The organism is Mesorhizobium loti, assembly GCA_014189435.1.
In the GTDB taxonomy this organism is placed as follows: Bacteria; Pseudomonadota; Alphaproteobacteria; order Rhizobiales; family Rhizobiaceae; genus Mesorhizobium; species Mesorhizobium loti_G.
This window is the reverse complement of record CP050293.1, coordinates 3,320,036-3,338,612: the sequence shown is the minus strand read 5'-3', so window position 1 is coordinate 3,338,612 and position 18,577 is coordinate 3,320,036. Positions and strand designations below refer to the sequence as shown.

General features: G+C 63.6%; 8 protein-coding genes and 1 pseudogene. 4 read left to right on the top strand and 5 right to left on the bottom strand.

The features are described from left to right. Positions 1-109: 109 nt before the first annotated feature. The 3 genes and pseudogenes from HB777_16355 (at position 110) to HB777_16345 (ending at position 11,958) form a co-directional block, all read left to right on the top strand. Positions 110-8,714, top strand: a pseudogene (locus tag HB777_16355) (protein ndvB). A 516-nt stretch (positions 8,715-9,230) separates the two neighbouring features. Next, positions 9,231-11,012 (top strand): glucan ABC transporter ATP-binding protein/ permease, encoded by a 1,782-nt coding sequence (locus HB777_16350; GenBank protein QND65312.1) that lies wholly within the window; start codon positions 9,231-9,233, stop codon positions 11,010-11,012. Between the two features lie 187 nt (positions 11,013-11,199). Then, positions 11,200-11,958, top strand: a complete 759-nt coding sequence (locus HB777_16345) for a heme ABC transporter permease (GenBank protein ID QND65311.1) — start codon at positions 11,200-11,202, stop codon at positions 11,956-11,958. A gap of 230 nt (positions 11,959-12,188) precedes the next feature. Here HB777_16345 and HB777_16340 read toward each other — a convergent pair whose 3' ends face one another. Continuing rightward, positions 12,189-13,247, bottom strand: coding sequence for a D-TA family PLP-dependent enzyme (locus HB777_16340; protein QND68793.1), 1,059 nt, complete (start codon positions 13,245-13,247; stop codon positions 12,189-12,191). A 187-nt stretch (positions 13,248-13,434) separates the two neighbouring features. Between HB777_16340 and HB777_16335 the strand changes: the two genes are divergently transcribed. Next, positions 13,435-14,121 carry a D-lyxose/D-mannose family sugar isomerase gene (locus HB777_16335; protein QND65310.1) on the top strand — a complete coding sequence of 229 codons (687 nt, stop codon included), beginning with the start codon at positions 13,435-13,437 and terminating at the stop codon, positions 14,119-14,121. 25 nt (positions 14,122-14,146) lie between these two features. On the opposite strand, the gene HB777_16330 is transcribed toward HB777_16335, so the two are convergent. From HB777_16330 to HB777_16315, 4 genes are all read right to left on the bottom strand, one after another. Beyond that, positions 14,147-14,497, bottom strand: coding sequence for a hypothetical protein (locus tag HB777_16330; GenBank protein QND65309.1), 351 nt, complete (start codon positions 14,495-14,497; stop codon positions 14,147-14,149). 60 nt (positions 14,498-14,557) lie between these two features. Continuing rightward, positions 14,558-16,243 (bottom strand): hypothetical protein, encoded by a 1,686-nt coding sequence (locus HB777_16325; protein QND65308.1) that lies wholly within the window; start codon positions 16,241-16,243, stop codon positions 14,558-14,560. Between the two features lie 109 nt (positions 16,244-16,352). After that, on the bottom strand, positions 16,353-16,985 hold the full coding sequence (locus HB777_16320; protein QND65307.1) for a hypothetical protein: 633 nt from the start codon (positions 16,983-16,985) through the stop codon (positions 16,353-16,355). Positions 16,986-17,221: 236 nt separating this feature from the next. Then, positions 17,222-18,559 carry an HlyD family type I secretion periplasmic adaptor subunit gene (locus HB777_16315; GenBank protein ID QND65306.1) on the bottom strand — a complete coding sequence of 446 codons (1,338 nt, stop codon included), beginning with the start codon at positions 18,557-18,559 and terminating at the stop codon, positions 17,222-17,224. Positions 18,560-18,577 lie beyond the last annotated feature (18 nt).

Genomic DNA, 18,577 nt, shown 5'->3' with positions numbered 1-18,577 from the left:
GAAACAAACTTTCGGCAAATGGGGTTTATGCAACCAATTGCATTTGAATCGGTTTTAGGGCCATTGCCGTGGCGGTGACGCCGCTGACTGCCCGCTTACGGAATTTTCAATGAATATTCAGACGAACCCTGCCCAGATCGAGAAGACAAGCGCCAGCTTCCCGGCCATCACCGAAGAGCCGATCCGCTCCAATTACCTGCCCGAAGAGCGCCTTCGGCTGCTCGGTGAAAGCCTGGCAAAAGGCGACCTCACCGATCTGTTCGGCCTGACGCCCTTCGATTTCCAGGCCCGTATCCGCGACAGCGCCAAGAAGATCCTGGAGGTCTACCGGTCGACCAATGCGGCGCAGGCCAGAGGCGAGACGATCACGCCGGCGGCACAATGGCTGCTCGACAACAATTATCTGGTCGAAGAGACCATTTTCCAGGTCAAGCGCGACCTGCCACGCCGGTTCTATCGTCAGCTGCCTACCTTGAAACTGCCTGACGGCGGCAGCGTGCCGCGCGCACTGGCACTGGCCTGGACCTATGTGGCGCATTCGGACAGTTCCGTCTCGGCGACGATGTTCAAATCCATCGTCCAGGGTTTTCAGTCGGTCGAGCCGCTCAAGATCGGCGAACTCTGGGCGCTGCCTTCGCTGTTGCGCTTCGTCCTGATCGAAAATCTCCGCCGGCTGGCGGTCAGGGTCAACCGCACCCGCCAGATGCGCCAGATCGCCAACGATGTGGCGGACAAGGTTCTGGCGACCGACGACAGCGCCGACCGGCAGGCGATCCTGTCCAACTTCGGCGCCCACGCGCAGGACACCACCTTTGCCACCCAGCTGCTCTACCGCTTGCGCGATGGATCGCAGAATGCCGGCAAGGCCCTGGAATGGCTGGAAGGCGAGCTCGAAAAGACCGGCTCCGACGCCGAGGAAATCATCATTTCCGAACATCACACGCTGTCCAGCGGCAATGTGACGACGGGCAACATCATTCGCGGCCTGCGCCTCATCAACGACGTCGATTGGACGGTGTGGTTCGAAGGCGTCAGCCGCATCGATACCGTGCTGCGCGAGCGCACCGATTTCGCCGCGCTCGATTTCTTCTCGCGGGACCAGTACCGGACCGCGATCGAGGAACTGGCGCGCCGCTCGGACCTTTCGGAATATCGTGTCGCCGAGATGGCCATCGAGCTGGCCGGCCACGCCACCGGCGAGACCATCACGGGCGATGCTGAAGGCACTGCCGTCCCAACCGCGTCCGCCCACACAGATGTCGGGTTCTTTCTCGTCGGCCCACGCCGGCTGGAACTGGAGAAGGCGATCGGCTACCGGCCCACCATCAGCCAGACGATCAAGCGCGCCTTCCGCAAGACCGGATGGCTCGGCATCGTCGTACCGGTGTTTGCGCTGACGGCCCTGCTTCTCGTCCTCTCCGGCAACGCACTCGCCAATCTCGGCCTGTCGGTGCCGTCGATCGTCCTGATGCTGGCGCTGTTTGCCGTGCCGGCCAGCGAGGGCGCGCTCGCCTTCTTCAACACTGTCGTTTCGCTGTTCCTCAAGCCGACGCGCCTCGTCGGCTACGATTACAGGCACGGCGTACCGCCCGAGGCGCGCACGCTTGTTGTGGTGCCGTCGCTGATCGGCTCGCGCGACGACGTCGAGGAAAACATCCGCAACATCGAGGTGCATCATCTCGCCAACACGGCCGATGAAATCCATTTCGCGCTGCTGTCGGACTGGCCAGACAGCAAGACCGAGATCGATGCGGCGGATACCGAAATCCTCGAATTCGCCCGCGCCGAGATCGCCCGTCTCAACGCCCGCTATCCCTCCGAAGGCGCACCGCGTTTCTACATCCTGCACCGGCGCCGGCTGTTCAATGCCGCTCAAGGGTCCTGGATGGGCTGGGAGCGCAAGCGCGGCAAGCTGCACGAGCTCGACCTTCTGCTGCGCGGCGACAGCGACACCACATTCCTGCCGCTCGACGTGCCGCTGCCGGAGAACGTTGTCCATGTGATGACGCTCGATGCCGACACGCGCACCACCCGCGATGCGGTCGCGACCCTGGTCGGCAAGCTTTGCCACCCGCTCAACCGCCCGCATTTCGATGCCAGCAGGCGCGTCGTCACGGCGGGCTATGCGATCCTGCAGCCGCGCATCACCGCGTCGCTGACATCAGGCGACGATGCATCGTTCTTCCAGCGGGTCTTCTCGGCCAATCGCGGCCTCGACCCCTATGTCTTTGCCGTGTCCGATCTGTATCAGGACGTCTTCGGCGACGGCTCCTTCACCGGCAAGGGCCTCTATCACGTCGACGCCTTCGAGGCGGCGCTGCAGGGCCGCATCGAGGAAAACACCATCCTCAGCCACGATCTGCTGGAAGGCGCGCTGGCGCGCTCGGCGCTGGTCACCGACGTCGAGCTGGTCGAGGATTATCCGACGCGCTACTCGGTCGATGCCTCGCGCCACCATCGCTGGGCGCGCGGCGACTGGCAGCTGCTCGGCTTCATGCTCGATCCGCGCTCCGGCGTGCCGGCCCTGTCGCGCTGGAAGATGATCGACAATCTGCGCCGCTCGCTGACGCCGATCTTCTGGGTGATGGCGGCGATCGCCGGCTGGACGCTGCTGCCCTTCACGCAGGCCGCGCAATGGCAGGCTTTGCTGATCCTCAGCCTGTTCATGGCGCCGACATTCGACATCATCAACGCCATCCTGCCCAAGAGCGGCGACCAGACGCCGCGTGGCCATTTCTCGGCCCTGGCGCGCGACGTCGCCTTCGGCACCGCCATGGTGGCGCTGAAGATCGTGCTGATGGCGCATAACGCCTGGATGATGGGCGATGCCATCGTGCGCACGCTCTACCGGCTGTTCGTCAGCCGCCAGAACCTTTTGGAATGGCGCACCGCCTCGCAGGCGCACAAGGCGGGCGACAATGATATCGGATCGTATTACGGCATGATGTATGGCGCCGTGATCATCGGCTTTGTCGGCCTTGCCATTCCGGTGCTGGCCGATTCTGACCGGCGCCTTCGTTGCCTTCTTCTTCGCCCTGTTCTGGATTGGCTCGCCCGCCATCGCCAGCTGGATCAGCCGTTCGGCTGAAACCGAGGATCGCTTGCGCATATCGCAGGCTGATATCCATACGTTGCGCACGGTGGCGCGGCGCACATGGCACTATTTCGAAAGCTTCGTGACCGCCGAGCATCACCATCTGCCGCCGGACAATTTCCAGGAAAGCCCGGCGCCGGTCGTGGCGCCTCGCACCTCGCCGACCAATATCGGCGTCTACCTGCTGTCCGTCGTCTCCGCCCGCGACTTCGGCTGGATCAGCCTGTCCGACGCCATCACCCGCATCGACGCCACCATGTCGACCATCGAGGGCATGCCGCGCGATCGCGGCCACCTCTTCAACTGGTATGACACGACGACGCTGAAGCCGCTCTATCCGCTTTACATCTCGGCTGTCGACAGCGGCAATCTCGCCGGCCATCTGGTGGCGGTGGCGGCGGCTTGCGCCGAATGGGCCGAAGCGCCCTCCGTCCATCTCCAGGGCGATTTCGAAGGCATTCTCGACACCGTCACCATTCTCAGCGAAAGCCTTGACGAGTTGCCCGACGACCGTCGCCAGCTACGCCCCCTGCGCCAGCGCCTCGCCGACCGCCTCGACGGCATGCGGCGCGCGGTCGACACCATCAAGGCGCAGCCGGAAATGGCGTCGATCCGCACCATCAACCTGGCCGTGCTGGCTGGCGAGATCCGCAAGCTTGCCACCGCCATCCATACCGAGGCGGCATCGCCGCAGAGCGACGTCATCGTCGACTGGGCGGCAAGGCTCGAAGCCACCTGCGAAGCGCATGTGCATGACGCACACAGCGACGACAATGCCGTCGAGGCGCTGCGTGCCAAGCTGCTCACCTTGCGCGAGCGCACGCGCCGCTACGCCTTCGAGATGGATTTCTCCTTCCTGATGCGGCCGGAGCGCAAGCTGCTGTCGATCGGCTACCGGGTCGAGGAACACCAGCTCGATGAAAGCTGCTACGACCTTCTGGCCTCCGAGGCGCGGCTGACCAGCCTGTTCGCCATCGCCAAGGGCGACCTGCCGACCGAGCACTGGTTCCGGCTGGGCCGGCCGATCGTCGAGATCGGTTTCCAGGGCGCGCTGATGTCCTGGTCCGGCTCGATGTTCGAGTATCTGATGCCGCCGCTGGTGATGAAGGAGCCGCAAGGCTCGATCCTCAACCAGACCAGCAAGCTGATCATCAAGCGCCAGATCCAGTATGGCCGCCAGAAGAACGTGCCATGGGGCATTTCGGAAGCGGCCTACAACGCCCGCGACCGTGAACTGACCTACCAGTACACCAATTTCGGCGTTCCCGGCCTCGGGCTGAAGCGCGGCCTTGGCCAGAACACGGTGATCGCGCCATACGCCACGATACTTGCGGCCCAGTTCAACCCGCGCGAAGCCGTACAGAACCTCGCCCGCTTGCGGGAGATCGGCGCGCTTGGCCGTCACGGTTACTACGATGCCGTCGACTTCACGCCGCAGCGCGTGCCGGAAGGCACCGATCATGTCGTCGTGCAGAACTACATGGCGCACCATTCGGGCATGTCGATCGCGGCGGTTGCCGACGCCATCTTCGAAGGCCGCATGCGCGACCGCTTCCACAGCGATCCGGTCATCGAATCGGCCGAACTGTTGCTGCAGGAGAGGGCGCCACGCGACATCCCGACCGCGACCGTCAGGACCGAGGCCGACGAACGCGCCAAGGACGAGACCGAAGTCGAGAGCCCCGACACCCGCATCGTGCTCAACCCGCTGCAGTCGCTGCGCTCGACCAGCGTCATGTCGAATGGCCGCTATTCGGTGATGGTCACCGCGACCGGCTCGGGCTACAGCCGCTGGGGTGACCTCTCCGTCACCCGCTGGCAGCCGGATCCGACCGAGGACCGGCTCGGCTCCTACATCTTCCTGCGTGACGCCGGCACCGGCGACTGGTGGTCGGCGACGTCAGAGCCGAAGCGTGCGGCCGAGGAAAAGGCGCAGACCCTGTTTTCCGACGACAAGGCGAGCTTCGTCAAATCGGTGGGCACGTTGCGCTCCGAGGTCGAATGCATCGTCATCTCGGAAGGCAATGGCGAGGGCCGTCGGGTCACGCTCTACAATGACGGTCCGTCCGATCGTCACATCGAAGTGACCTCCTTTGCCGAACTGGTGCTAGGCCTGGAAGCATCCGACAATGCGCATCCGGCCTTCTCGAAGATGTTTGTGGAAACCGAAATCGCATCGAATAACGCGGCGATCTTCGCCACGCGGCGCAAGCGCGAGACCAGCGAACCCGATGTCGCCATGGTGCATTTTGTCACCGATCCGTCCGGGTCGGCGCGCGATGCCGAGGCCGAGACCGACAGGCGCGCCTTCATCGGCCGTGGCCGTACCATTGTCGACGCGGCCGCCTTCGATCCAGGCGCCAGGCTTGGCGGCCATTCAGGCTTCACGCTCGATCCCGTCGCCTCGCTGCGCCGCCAGGTGCGCGTGCCGGCCAACAAGAAGATATCGCTGACCTTTTGGACGGTCGTCGGCGCCGGCCGCACTGAACTGGACGAGGCCATCGCCCGCCTCGACCACCCGGAGAGCTTTGCCCGCCAGGCCATGCTCGCCTGGACGCGCAGCCAGGTGCAGACCCGCCATATGGGCCTCAGCCTGACCGATGCCGCCAATGTGCAGAAGCTGGCGCGCTATCTGATCTATCCGGATCCGTTCCTGCGTCTTCCCGCTGAATCCATTGCTACGGGGCTGGGCAAGCAGTCGAGCCTGTGGCCGACCAGCATTTCCGGTGATTTCCCGATCTTCCTGGTCAGGATCGGCGACGTCGCCGATCTCGAAATCGTCGCCCAGGCGCTGCGTTTCCAGGAATATATGCGCACCCGCGGCATGATGATCGACTTCGTCGTCGTCAACGAGCAGGCATCCTCCTATGTCCAGGACCTGCAAAGGGCGGTCGAGACGCTGTGCGAAAACAGCCGTCTGCGCGGCAAGGAGCTCGGACCTCGCCAGCACATTTTCGCGGTGCGCCGCGACCTCATGGACGAGACGACCTACAAGACGCTGCTCGCCGTCGCCCGGGTCGTCCTGCACACGCGCAACGGCACCATCTTCGACCAGATCGAGCGGGCCGAGGCGGCGGCCCTGCAGGCGCGCGACGCCCTGCTGCCGGCAGCATTGCCGGTTCCGCGTGAACTGCCGTTGCTGACACCCACGACGCATGCATTTGCCTCGCAGGCGGTGGCGAATGTCAGCGCCGATGGAAGCGGGCTCAGCCAGTGGAACGGGTTTGGCGGTTTCGATGGCGATGGGCGGCACTATGTCGTGCGCCTGGCCGGCCGGCGCACGACGCCGCAGCCATGGATCAACGTCGTCTCCAACGCCTCGTTCGGCTTCCACACCTCCGCCGAGGGGGCTGCCTTCACCTGGAGCCGCAACAGCCGAGACTACCAGTTGACGCCATGGTCGAATGATCCGGTCTCGAACCGGCCGGGCGAGGGCCTCTACATCTACGATCAAGCCAGCGGCAAGGCGTTCTCGCCGCTCGCCGCCATGGTGCGCGATCCCTCGATGACCTACGAGGCATGGCATGGCCAGGGTTTCTCGACCTTCCGCTCGAAGCGCGGGCCGTTGTCGATGGACCTCACCCATGTCGTCGACCCGGTTGATCCCCTGAAGATCTCTCGGCTGCGCATACAGAATTCCGGCTCGGTGCCGGCGCGGCTGCGTGTCTATGCCTATGCCGAATGGGTGCTCGGCGGGCATCGGTCGCGCACGGCGGCAACCATCGTCCCGTCGCGGGACGCCGCCACCGGTGCGTTGCTGGCACAAAACCCCTACGGGCTCGATTTCAGCGAGCGGGTGGCCTTCCTCGCCGCCGACGGCGGCGTCCATTCGGTTACGACCGACCGCTCCGAATTCCTCGGCCGGCATGGCTCCAGCGAGCTTCCACAGGCGGTGCTGAGCGGTGCTGCGCTATCTGGCCGTGTCGAGGCCGGCGACGATCCGTGCGCGGCGATCGCCCGCGACATCGAGATTCCGGCCGGCGGCGACGTGACCCTGCTCTGGCTGCTCGGCGACGCCGAGTCCGCCGAGGAGGCGAGCGCGCTGGTCCAGGAGCACCGGGTCAAGGACTTCGACCAGCGGCTGGCCGACAATGAGCGCGTGTGGCGCGGCTTCCTCGACACCATCCAGGTCGAGACGCCGGACAAGGCGCTCGACGCCATGGTCAATCACTGGCTGCCTTACCAGAGCCTGGCCTGCCGCATCCGTGCCCGCTCCGCCTTCTATCAGGCCAGCGGTGCCTTCGGCTTCCGCGACCAGTTGCAGGACACGCTGGCGTTGCTGGCGCATGATCCGCAGCTGGCGCGCGACCAGATCCTCAACGCGGCGCGGCGGCAGTTCCCCGAAGGCGATGTGCAGCATTGGTGGCTGCCGCGCACCGGCGCCGGCGTGCGCACGCTGATCTCCGACGACGTGGTCTGGCTGGCCCACGCCACGGCGCGCTACCTGCTGGTCACCGGTGACGCCACCATCCTCAAGGAGCAATTGCCCTTCATCGACGGGCAGGCGCTGGGCGAGGGCGAGCACGATGCCTTCTTCACCCCGGAAATTTCGAAGAAGACGGCGTCGCTCTACGACCATTGCGCGCGTGCGCTCGACCTGGCCATCAAACGCAGCAGTCCCGCGGGCCTGCCGCTGATCCTCGGCGGCGACTGGAACGACGGCATGAACCGTGTCGGCGAGCACGGCAAGGGCGAGAGCGTCTGGCTCGGCTGGTTCCTGCTGAAGACGCTGGGCGACTTCGCCCCCGTTGCCAAGACCGAAGGCGATGCCAAGCGTGCACAGGCCTGGGCAAAACATGCCGATGTTCTGAAGCGGGCGCTTGAGAGCACGGCATGGGACGGCGAATGGTACCGGCGCGGCAGTTTTGATGACGGCGCGCCGCTTGGTTCGCGCACGTCTCAGGAGTGCAAGATCGACTCGATCGCCCAGTCCTGGAGCGTGCTTTCGGGAGAGGGTGATCCGGCACGGTCGACGACGGCGATGGAGCGGGCGACGAAGCTGCTCGTCGACGACAAGCTCAACATCGTCAAGCTGTTCACGCCGCCCTTCTCGAAGACGGAGAAGGATCCGGGGTACATCAAGAGCTATCCCCCCGGTGTGCGCGAGAATGGCGGCCAGTACACCCACGCCGCCACATGGTTCGTCATCGCGCTCGCCGAGATGGGGCAGGTCGACGAGGCCTATCGTTGTTTCTCGATGCTGAACCCGGTCAACCATGCGACCGACGAGGCCTCGGCCGAGCACTATCGTGTCGAGCCCTATGTCGTGGCGGCCGATATCTATGCCGGGGACGACAATGCCGGCAACAGCAAGGGCGGCCGTGGCGGCTGGACCTGGTACACCGGCTCCGCGGGCTGGCTCTACAGGGCGGCGGTCGAAGGCATTCTCGGCATCGAGCGGCGCGGCAAGCGCGTCCAGTTCAAGCCGAAGCTGCCAAGCCACTGGGATGGCTATTCGGCAAATCTCAAGATGCTGGGTGCGGAACTCAGGGTTCGTGTCATCCGCGACAATAAGGCCAAGGCCGTGTCGCTGGAGGTGAATGGGGCCAAGACCAAGGGTTCGGCAGTCGAACTGAAGGACGGCGAAGTTGCCGAGATCCTCATCAGGATCCCGGCCTGAGGCACTTCACCCAACTATAATCCCCTCGGGCTCAAGCCCGGGGAGGGAGCGGTTTTCGGCCTCACGACAGCATGAAAGGGCGGCATGCCGCCCCTGTTGCCATCGGCTCGGCCGAAGGGCACATGGCTGAGAAGCCCATAAAATCAAAGGCTTGATGCGCATCGCAAGGAGCGTCCCAGGCGGCGAGGCTCGGCGTCCCGTATCCTTGGGCGCGCGCAAGGCCGCTTAGTTTCGCTCTATACTGTGCAAAAGGCGATTTCGGCCTTAGTCATCCGCCCGACATTGTTGCTGATTAAAATTGTGGCAGCACGTGCCAACTGCCATGATTTCGCCGCATGCCTGACATTTTACCTGTCTTCTCAAACCGTTAGGTGATCACGGCAGATTTCGGAACGTCGCCATCTTTTGTTCGCTCTGAGGGAACTGAAGAGGTACACGGCCATTGTTTTGCGACGTATCAACCGGTACGAGTCAAATGATGCAGTGCACAATAAACAGCGTGGCGGAGTAACTGGGGTGACCCTTCTGCAAATCTACTGGCGAGCTCTCGGTTATCTGGCCGCGGACAGGAAACGCGTTGCGTTGATCTGTTCGGCCAACGTGGCTCTCGCCATTGTGGCGCTTCTCGAGCCGATCATGTTCGGTCGCGTCATCGGCGCCATCTCCGAGCGTGGCTCTGTCTTCACCACGCTGGTCATGTGGGCCGGTCTTGGCGCCTTCAACATCGTTGCTTTCGTCATGGTGGCGCGCGGCGCTGACCGCTTTGCCCATGCACGGCGCAGCGAAGTTCTGTGCCAGTCCTTCGAGCGCGTGATCACCATGCCGCTCGCCTGGCACCATCAGCACGGCACCTCCAATGCGTTGCACACGATGCTGCGCGCCGTCGAAACCCTGTTCAGCCTTTGGCTTGAATTCATGCGCCAGCATCTGTCCACGGCTGTCGCCCTCGTACTGCTGGTCCCAACCGCGATCAGCATGGACCTGCGCATGTCGCTGGTGCTGCTTGGCCTCGGACTGCTCTATGTCGTCATCGGTCGGATGGTCATGCGCCGCACCAAGGCGGGCCAGGCTGCGGTCGAGCGCCACTACCACCAGGTGTTCGCGCATGTGACCGACTCGGTCAGCAACGTTGCCGTGCTGCAGAGCTACAACCGCCTCGGCCACGAGGCCGATACGCTGCGCCGCTACGTCAAGAACCTGCTCGACGCGCAGAACCCTGTGCTCGACTGGTGGGCGCTGGCCAATGCCTTGCACCGTCTGTCGTCGGCAATCTCGATGCTGATCGTGTTGTCGATCGGCGCCTATCTCGTGACTCATGGTCAGTTGGGTATCGGCGACGTCATCGCCTTCACCGGTTTTGCCACGATGCTGATCGCTCGCCTCGACCAGATGTCGGCTTTCGCCAACCAGATTTCCGAGGCGCGCGCCAAGCTTGAGGATTTCTACCAGCTCGAGGACTCCGCCGCCGACGCCGCCGAGCCGGATGGGTTGCGCGATCTCGCCAATGTCACCGGCCATGTCCGCTTCGAGAATGTCGGCTTCGAATTCGCCAATTCGGGCCAGGGCATCGACGACGTGTCGTTCGAAGTCCAGGCCGGTCAGACCGTCGCCATCGTCGGACCGACCGGCGCCGGCAAGACCACGCTCATCAATCTGCTGCAGCGTGTCTTCTCGCCGTCCCATGGCCGTATCCTGATCGACGGCGTCGACACCCGCACCGTGACCCGCAAGTCGCTGCGTCATTCGATCGCCACCGTGTTCCAGGACGCCGGCCTGCTCAACCGCTCGATCGAGGACAACATCCGCGTCGGCCGCGCCGAGGCGACCAATGACGAGATCCATGCCGCCGCCGACGCGGCCGCGGCGCGGGACTTCATCCTGTCCAAGAGCAATGGCTACGACACGGTGGTCGGCGAACGTGGCGGCCAGCTGTCGGGTGGCGAGCGTCAGCGCATCGCCATTGCCCGCGCCGTGCTGAAGGATGCCCCGATCCTGGTGCTCGACGAGGCGACCAGCGCGCTCGACGTCGAGACCGAGGACCGCGTCAAGGATGCGATCGACGAATTGCGCCGCGACCGCACCACCTTCATCATCGCCCACCGCTTGACGACCGTCCGCGACGCCGATCTGGTCGTGTTCATGGACAAGGGCAGGGTGGTCGAAATGGGTGGCTTCGCCGAGCTGTCGCTGCGCAACGGCCGCTTCGCCAGCCTGCTGCGCGCCGGCGGCCTGCTCAACGACGAGGAGGTTCGCCGCCTCAGCCGCACCGTGCAGCAACAGCAGGAAGCGGCCGCCTGAGCTTCTTTCTTCCATCTCCCCCTTGTGGGGAGGTCGGACCGTAGGTCCGGGTGGGGGGTACAGGCGCCACCGCCGCTCCCCCACCCCGCTGCTTCGCAGCGACCCTCCCCACAAGGGGGAGGGTAAGCAGCCCTGCGACACCACCGCTCGATTGCCCCAAACGCACCGGCGGTCTATGTAGAGCCGCATGAGCGACACGACTTCACGCCTGACCGGCTGGATGGATCTTGCCAACCCGACGCGCTTCGTCGGGCTGGCCGACAGGCTCGTGCCGTGGCTGGCGTCCATCGCCGCACTCATCCTCGCCGTCGGGCTCTATATGAGCTTCGCCGCACCTGAGGATTTCCAGCAAGGCATTACCGTCCGCATCATGTACATCCACGTGCCTTTCGCCTGGCTCGCCATGATGTGCTACACGCTGATGGCGGTCTCGGCGCTCGGCACGCTCGTCTGGCGGCATCCGCTGGCCGATGTCGCGCTGAAATCCGCCGCGCCCATCGGCGCCGTCTTCACCGCGCTGGCGCTGATCACCGGCTCGATCTGGGGCAAGCCGATGTGGGGCACCTGGTGGGTCTGGGACGCGCGGCTGACCTCGGTCTTCGTGCTGTTCCTGATGTATCTCGGCATCATCGCGCTGACCCGCGCGCTCGACGATGCCGGGCGCGCCGCCTGGGCCGCCGCCATCATCACGCTGGTCGGCTTCATCAACATCCCGATCATCAAATTCTCGGTCGACTGGTGGAACACGCTGCATCAGCCGGCCTCGGTGTTCCGTATGGGCGGCTCGACCATCGACCCCAGCCTGCTCTGGCCGCTGCTGGTGATGGCGCTCGGCTTCACCGCGCTGTTCTTTACGCTGCACCTGATGGCGATGCGCACCGAAATCCGCCGCCGCCGGGTCATCGCCATGCGCAGGGTCGCGGCACGCCAGGCGGAGCGGTCGTAGGGCTAGCCGACGCCCGTCGAGTTCCTTCGCGCCCCCCTCTGTCCTGCCGGACATCTCCCCCACGAGGGGGGAGATTGGCTGTCGCGTATCGTTTCGCCAATCTCCAACGCTGCAAGAGAAGAGCCGGCGTCAAATCTGTCGATCTCCCCCCTCGTGGGGGGAGATGGCCGGCAGGCCAGAGGGGGCGCTGTCCCGCTGGCGTTCAAAGAACAGTGCTTGTAGCGTGCTTCTCACCCCATCCTTCCGCGCGCCGCCACCGGCAGGGTTTCCAGCACCTTGTCGCCGTCGATCAGATTGACCTCGTTGAACAGGTTGGTGACGACGCAGCAATGGTCGGGCACGACACGCACGCGATCGCCGATGCGCAGCTTGCCATCGCCCGAAAGCGTGACGGTGCCGTGCTCCTCGCTCAAGCCCGTAACCCGCGCACCGGAAATGCCGAGCAACTCGCCGAAATCGACGAGCCCCAGCGTGTCGCTGGACAGCGCCTTGCTGCCGGCATCGAGGATGGCGCGCGTCGCTGTGGGGTGGCTGACCACTGTCGACAGCACTGTCAGCGCGCAATCGTCGAGAGTGCCGACGCCTTTGGCGACCTGATAGCGGTCGAGATAGATGTAGGTGCCTGGACGATACTCCGTGACCACCGATGCCTCGCTCGAGCGCCACATATCCGGCGTCCCGCCGCTGGAGAGGCGTTCGCAGGCGAGGCCTGATGCGGCCAGCGCCTGCTTGGCCTTGGCGAGCCAGGTTTCGGCCTCGGCGGCGCGACCGGCGGCCGGGTAAGTCATCAGTCCGCCGAAGGCGAGGCCACCGGCTCTGTCGATCTGTCTTGCCAGCACAACCGCCTCGTCAGCCGTCTGCACGCCGCAGCGGCCCATGCCGGTGTCGCATTCGACCAGCACCGGCAGGCGATGACCGGCATCGGTGAAAATGGCAGCCAACCCTTCGAGTGTCTCTGTGCTGTCAGCCGTCACCGACAGCGTCACACGGCGATGCAGCGCCAAAAGCCGCTCCAGCTTGGCGCGCCCAAGGATATTGTAGGGAAGAAAAATGTCGGTCAACCCGGCGTCAGCCATCACCTCGGCCTCGCCGATCTTCTGGCAGGTGATGCCGACGGCGCCTGCCGCGACCTGCTTCTTCGCCCAGTAGGGCAGTTTGTGTGTCTTGATATGCGGCCGCAGCTTCAGCCCGTTCTTGTCGGCATGGGCCTGCGCACGGGCAATGTTGGCTTCGGCGCGCGCGGCGTCGATCAGGATCGATGGCGTATCGAGGTCGTGGACGGTCGGCATCATCTGTCACCCTGTGAAAATCCGCAGGGGTTATGGCCCTGAAAGAGCGTGATGTCACGCGGCCAGCGAAGCGGATCTGTGGTCCATGCCAAGGCGTAAGGCGAGGCCGGCTGGCAAGATGGATCGACACCGGATCGGCGTTCGGCTATGCGATTTGCCAGACAAATCCATACGAAGGACCATGATCATGAAACGCTCCGCCATCAACGACATCATCCGCGAAGCCGACGCTTTCATCCGCTCTTTCGGCTACATCATGCCGCCCTTCGCCTACTGGTCGCCCGAGGAGGCGAAGGCGCGCCAGGCCGACTCCGCGGCCGTGTTTACCTCGCGGCTCGGCTGGGACATCACCGATTACGGCCAGGAGAAATTCAAGGAGCTCGGCCTGTTCCTGTTCACGGTTCGCAACGGCCGCTACGAGGACATGAAGAAGGGCATGGGCATGCTCTATGCCGAGAAGATCATGATCTCGCGCAAGGACCAGCTGTCGCCGATGCACCGCCACAACATCAAGGCCGAGGACATCATCAACCGTGGCGGCGGCAAGCTGGTGCTGGAACTGTTCATGCACGATCGCGACGGCGGCATCGATCCCAAGGCCGAGGTCTCGGTGCCGGTCGACGGAACCATCCACAGGCTGCCGGCAGGCGGGCTGTTGAAGCTCGACCCGGGCCAGAGCGTGACGCTGCTGCCGGGCGTCTGGCATGCCTTCTGGGCCGAGGGCAAGGATGTGCTGATCGGCGAGGTGTCGACCGTCAATGACGATCTCACCGACAATGTCTTTCGCGAACCGATCGGCCGTTTCTCCAACATCGATGAGGACGTCGCCCCAGTGCACCTGCTGGTGTCCGACTATGAGAAGTGGCTGGGCTGAGAGAGAGTCGAGAGGCCGGCGACGGTTATTCTTCCCAGTTCAGCTGCTGATGGAACGTCCAGATACTGATCGTGCTGTCGTCGCGCTCGCTCACGCTTTGCATTGACAGAATGATGTCCACGAGCGGCGGAGCCTCTATCCTTGTTATGATGAAGCGGGCTCCGTCAGGTAGTATTTCTACACCGGAGGCCATTTTCCAATTCACTTTCGACGCCTGAAGCCGTTGGGAGGAATCTTCAAATTGCTCCTTCATCGATGCATCGTTCGGAAAAGGTGCATCGGTGAGATTGCTGAATTCTTCCCAGGAACCGGAGATTGCGGCTCGAATTGCACGTTCGATTCTGGCGTTCTCGGCATGGCTGGTTTTGAGTTGCACTTTTGTCAGGACCTCCATCTACCGTGCGTATCTTCATTCCAAAGGGCGTCTCACGCAGCCTCAATGACAACACCTTGGCGCTGACTGAACGCTCGTCCGGCACAGGCAGGATGAGGTGATCGGCACATCCGCCTTGGCCAGTGTGATGGCGAGCCTTGCCTGCAGCACCGGCAGTTCTTCGCTCTCGCCGCGTCGTTTCAGGCATTCCACCAGCCCGTGCAGCGCCCAGACATTGTTGGGGTGCTGGGCGCAACGCTGCACCTTGCCGCTGAGACCCAGATCGTCGCGATAGACCTGTTCTGCTTCCTGCGCGTGGCCCTGGTCGAGAAGCAGTGCCGCCAGCGCATGGCGGGGCGGATGCATCCACGCCCATGGCTCGGTGTAGGACAGATTGTCGTCGAGCTCGACTGCTTGCCGCAGATGGCCGTAGGCCTCATCATGCCGGCCTTGGTGATAGGCAAGCTCGCCGTCGAGCAGGGCGGCACCGACAGCCAGCGAAGCCCGTGTCGGGTTGCTGAGAAAACGTCGCTCGGCTGGAATGCCTTCCAGATGCCGGTGGAACCTTTCGCGCGCTCGCTCGGCCTCGGTGAAATGCCCGAGCGTCGCATGCGCGACACCCTTGGCATAATGCTGCATGGCCGCCGTCAGCACATAGAGGCCCGGCTCCGCGGTTTCAGGCTCGTCGATGATCTCCTGCCAGCGGCCGAAGCGCACCTGCACATGCGATTTCATCGCATGGTAGCCTTCCACCGTCTGGGTGAGCTTGGGCCGGTCCTGGATGGCGACCACGTCGCGCGCGACCAGGCTGCGCACCTTGTCGGCGGCCCGCAGCGCCGGCTGGTACTGGCCTGACAACATGCACGTGAACATCATCAGATGCAGGTCATGGCAGCAGCCGAGCAGGTAGTAGGTCGGCTCGTCCGCATAGGCGAGATAGAGGTCGTTGGCGCGGACCGCCTTCTCGCTGGCAAGCTTCGCCTTCTCGTACTCGCCGCACAGCACATAGATATGCCCCGGCATGTGGTTCATGTGCCCGGCATCGGGGCACATTTCGCCGAGCAGATCCGCCGAGCGCATGCCGCGTTCCGGCATGATGGACATTTCCAGGAGATGGATGTGCAGGTGAACGATCGCCGGATGCTGGGCGATGCCGGCCTCGTCGGCTGACCGGATTGATCGCTCGCACACCTCAAGCGCCTCAAGGACATCCGAATTCGGCGCCGGCGCGCCGGTCTTGAGGTTCCAAAGCCGCCGCACGGTGCGCATCATCAGCGCCTCGACGAAAAGCGCCATCACATCGTGGTCGTCGGGAAAGCTCTGGTACACAAGCCGCATCGCGGCGGCATAGGCGTCATCCCACTGTTCGAATTCCTGCGGCGTCACCCGGTGCGGTTTCTGGAAACGGCACGCCAGCGCCTCGATCAAGCGCCTTTCGAGCTCGCTGGCGGCAGCCGCATGGGCGCGGGCAAGCTGGACATGTTCGAAACAGCGCTTGGTTGCGCTGTTGGCCTCGGCCTCGCCATGCTCCTTCCAGGTCAGATTGTAGAAAGGCCCGGCGGCATAGGCGATGCCCCAATGCACCATCGAACAGTCAGGATCTGTTTCGAGCGCCTTCTCAAAACACTTGATGCCTTCCTCATGGTTGAAGCCGTAGCACCAGTTCAGCCCGATATCGAACCAGCGCTGGGTTTCCGCAGAGCGAGTGGAGATGGGGCGGCGGTAGGCGCCGAGGTTGAAGCGGTCCATGGAGTCTCATTTCAATTCTGATCGCCAGCGCGCCGGGCTCTGGTCAGATTCCTTCGTCATCAGTGTGTGACGAAATCTCCAGGCATGGCAAACGCAACGCGTGCCGCCCCTAGCTGGTCCCTTCGGGCGGTGTTTCATTTTGCCAGCCAGCCAGCTCAGGCAGGTCGTCCAGCCAACTTTTTTCCGTCATCAGGGCATCGCCGGCCTGCGGGGCAGCCTCGGTGGCATTTTGAATGAGCCAGTCCATCCACTTCCGATAGGCAACCGGGTCCAGCTGGGGCGGCAGCACCTTGGCCTTGGCCAGCATGCGTTTGCGGAAACTAACCTGCCTGCGGAGTTTGGTCGTCGTGAATTTGATTGCCTTGCCTTGGTATTCAACCGTCCAGCGCCCATCTCCATGGCTGGTGAGCCTGTCGATGGCGAAACCGGCATCGACCGGCCTATCCCGCCAAGGAAGCTCGACGGCATTCTTCCTTAGATCGAGTGCCCATCGCCTGTACGCGGTTCCGGCACGCTGGGGCGGCAGCACACCGGCCTGTTCGAGTATCTTCCTGCGGAAGGTAGGCTGCTTCTTGAGTTGGCCTGTCGTCAGCTCAACGCGATGCCCACGAAATTCGACGTGCCATCGGATCCTCCCGTTGCCGAAATACTTCACCAGCCTGTCGATGACGAACTCGTCGTCGGTAAGCATCACGCAGCCTTGGCTGATGCTTTCGAGAATGTACTGGCTATCACTGGGCATTACGCGGCCTCGTGCAGGAATCTTTCACGAAGCTTAGCCGTTGGCACGCACGGGCGGCCACCAATTTGCTCCGGGAATCTCGCCTGCCTCAATCAGCCCGAACTGATGCGCGGGTTGCCATAGATATGCAAGGAGAGGTGGCACGCGCATCGCAGACGACAGGCTTGGAGGGAGCGTAAGGCCCGTGGACGAGCGGCTGAAGTTCATAGCCCCGCTGCTGGACGGCGCGACGCTCGTTACTTCTGGCGAAACGCGGAGTGGAACGACACAACCAGTGGGCCCAGAATGTAGTCGAGTGCCGTGCGTTCCTCGGTGACGATCATGACTGACGCGGGCATGCCCGGATAAAGCGCAATCTGTGGGGCTGCAGCCAATTCCGCCGGATCGACCGCCACATCGGCAAGATAGTAGGGAAACCCGGTCTTGCTGTCGGTGATGCGATCCGCCGAAATGCGGGTGACGCGTCCATGAATTATGGGTATCGAGCGCTGCTTGTATGAGGTGAAGCGAACTTCGGCTGCCATGTCGGGTCGCAGGTTCGATATGTCCTCGACGCGAACCTGCGCCTGGACGATCAGCGAATTCTCGGTCGGCACGATATCGAGGATGGTCTGGCCCGGCGAAACGATCGCGCCGATCGAGAAGACGCTGAGATCCATCACCTGGCCATCATAAGGCGCGCGCACTTCGGCTCGGTCCATGGCAGCCTGGGCGGCAAACATCTTGGGCACGAGGTCGGCAAGGCTCGATTGCGTATCGATCAGCATGGCAGACAGCTTGGCTCGGCGCTCATTGGTCAATTGTGCGATCTGGCTATCGAGTTCGGCTTTGCTCTGTTTGCTGCCGGCTATGGCGCCGAGGTTCTCGTCGATCAGGCCCTGCAGATCCGAGGCGGATCTTTCCAGTTCCAGAATGCGCGGGCGGGTCGTCAATCCGGCCTTGAGCAGCTTTGACAGGCTGGCCTTCTCGTCGATCGTCGATTTCAGCTGGGCCTGGTAGGATTCGACCCGGGACTGCTTGCCCTGGATCTGCTCCTCAAGCTCGGCAATCCGCCGCTCGAGGATCTGCCTGGCGCCGGCCATCGAAGCGCGCTGGCTTTCCAGGTCGGCGATCTGGTTTGCCATGGCATCCCTAAGGTAGGCCTCGTGCTCCTTGAGGATGTCCTTCGGGAAGGCAACAGCCTCGCTGCCGTCCAGTTCGGCCCGGATCCTGGCATCAGTTGCACGCAGCAGCGCATATTGCTGGGCATAGAGATTGAACTCGGACCGGATCCTGGTGTCGTCCAGCTTCAGCATGATGTCGCCCTTCCTGACGACGTCGCCATCCTTGACGCGGATTTCCTTCACGGTTCCGCCGTCGAAGTGCTGTACGCTCTTGCGATTGCCTTCCACCTTGACGACGGCGTCGGCGAGCACGGCGCCGTTCAGCGGGGCAAAAGCCGCCCAGCCGCCGAAGATGCCGAAGAAGGCAACGATGATCAGCAGGCCGATATAGGCTGGCACCCGGATCGAATCAGGGGCCAGGATACCGGTTTCGCCGGGCAGGCTCCGGTAGGTGAGGGCGCCGTCGCTCATCGATCTCTCCGGCCACAG

What these genes read in the sequence shown, in the direction of transcription:
- HB777_16345 (QND65311.1), top strand. Translation starts at nt 11,200, where the DNA reads ATGAGCGACACGACTTCACGCCTGACCGGCTGGATGGATCTTGCCAAC.
- HB777_16340 (QND68793.1), bottom strand. Translation starts at nt 13,247, where the DNA reads ATGCCGACCGTCCACGACCTCGATACGCCATCGATCCTGATCGACGCC.
- HB777_16335 (QND65310.1), top strand. Translation starts at nt 13,435, where the DNA reads ATGAAACGCTCCGCCATCAACGACATCATCCGCGAAGCCGACGCTTTC.
- HB777_16325 (QND65308.1), bottom strand. Translation starts at nt 16,243, where the DNA reads ATGGACCGCTTCAACCTCGGCGCCTACCGCCGCCCCATCTCCACTCGC.
- HB777_16320 (QND65307.1), bottom strand. Translation starts at nt 16,985, where the DNA reads ATGCCCAGTGATAGCCAGTACATTCTCGAAAGCATCAGCCAAGGCTGC.
- HB777_16315 (QND65306.1), bottom strand. Translation starts at nt 18,559, where the DNA reads ATGAGCGACGGCGCCCTCACCTACCGGAGCCTGCCCGGCGAAACCGGT.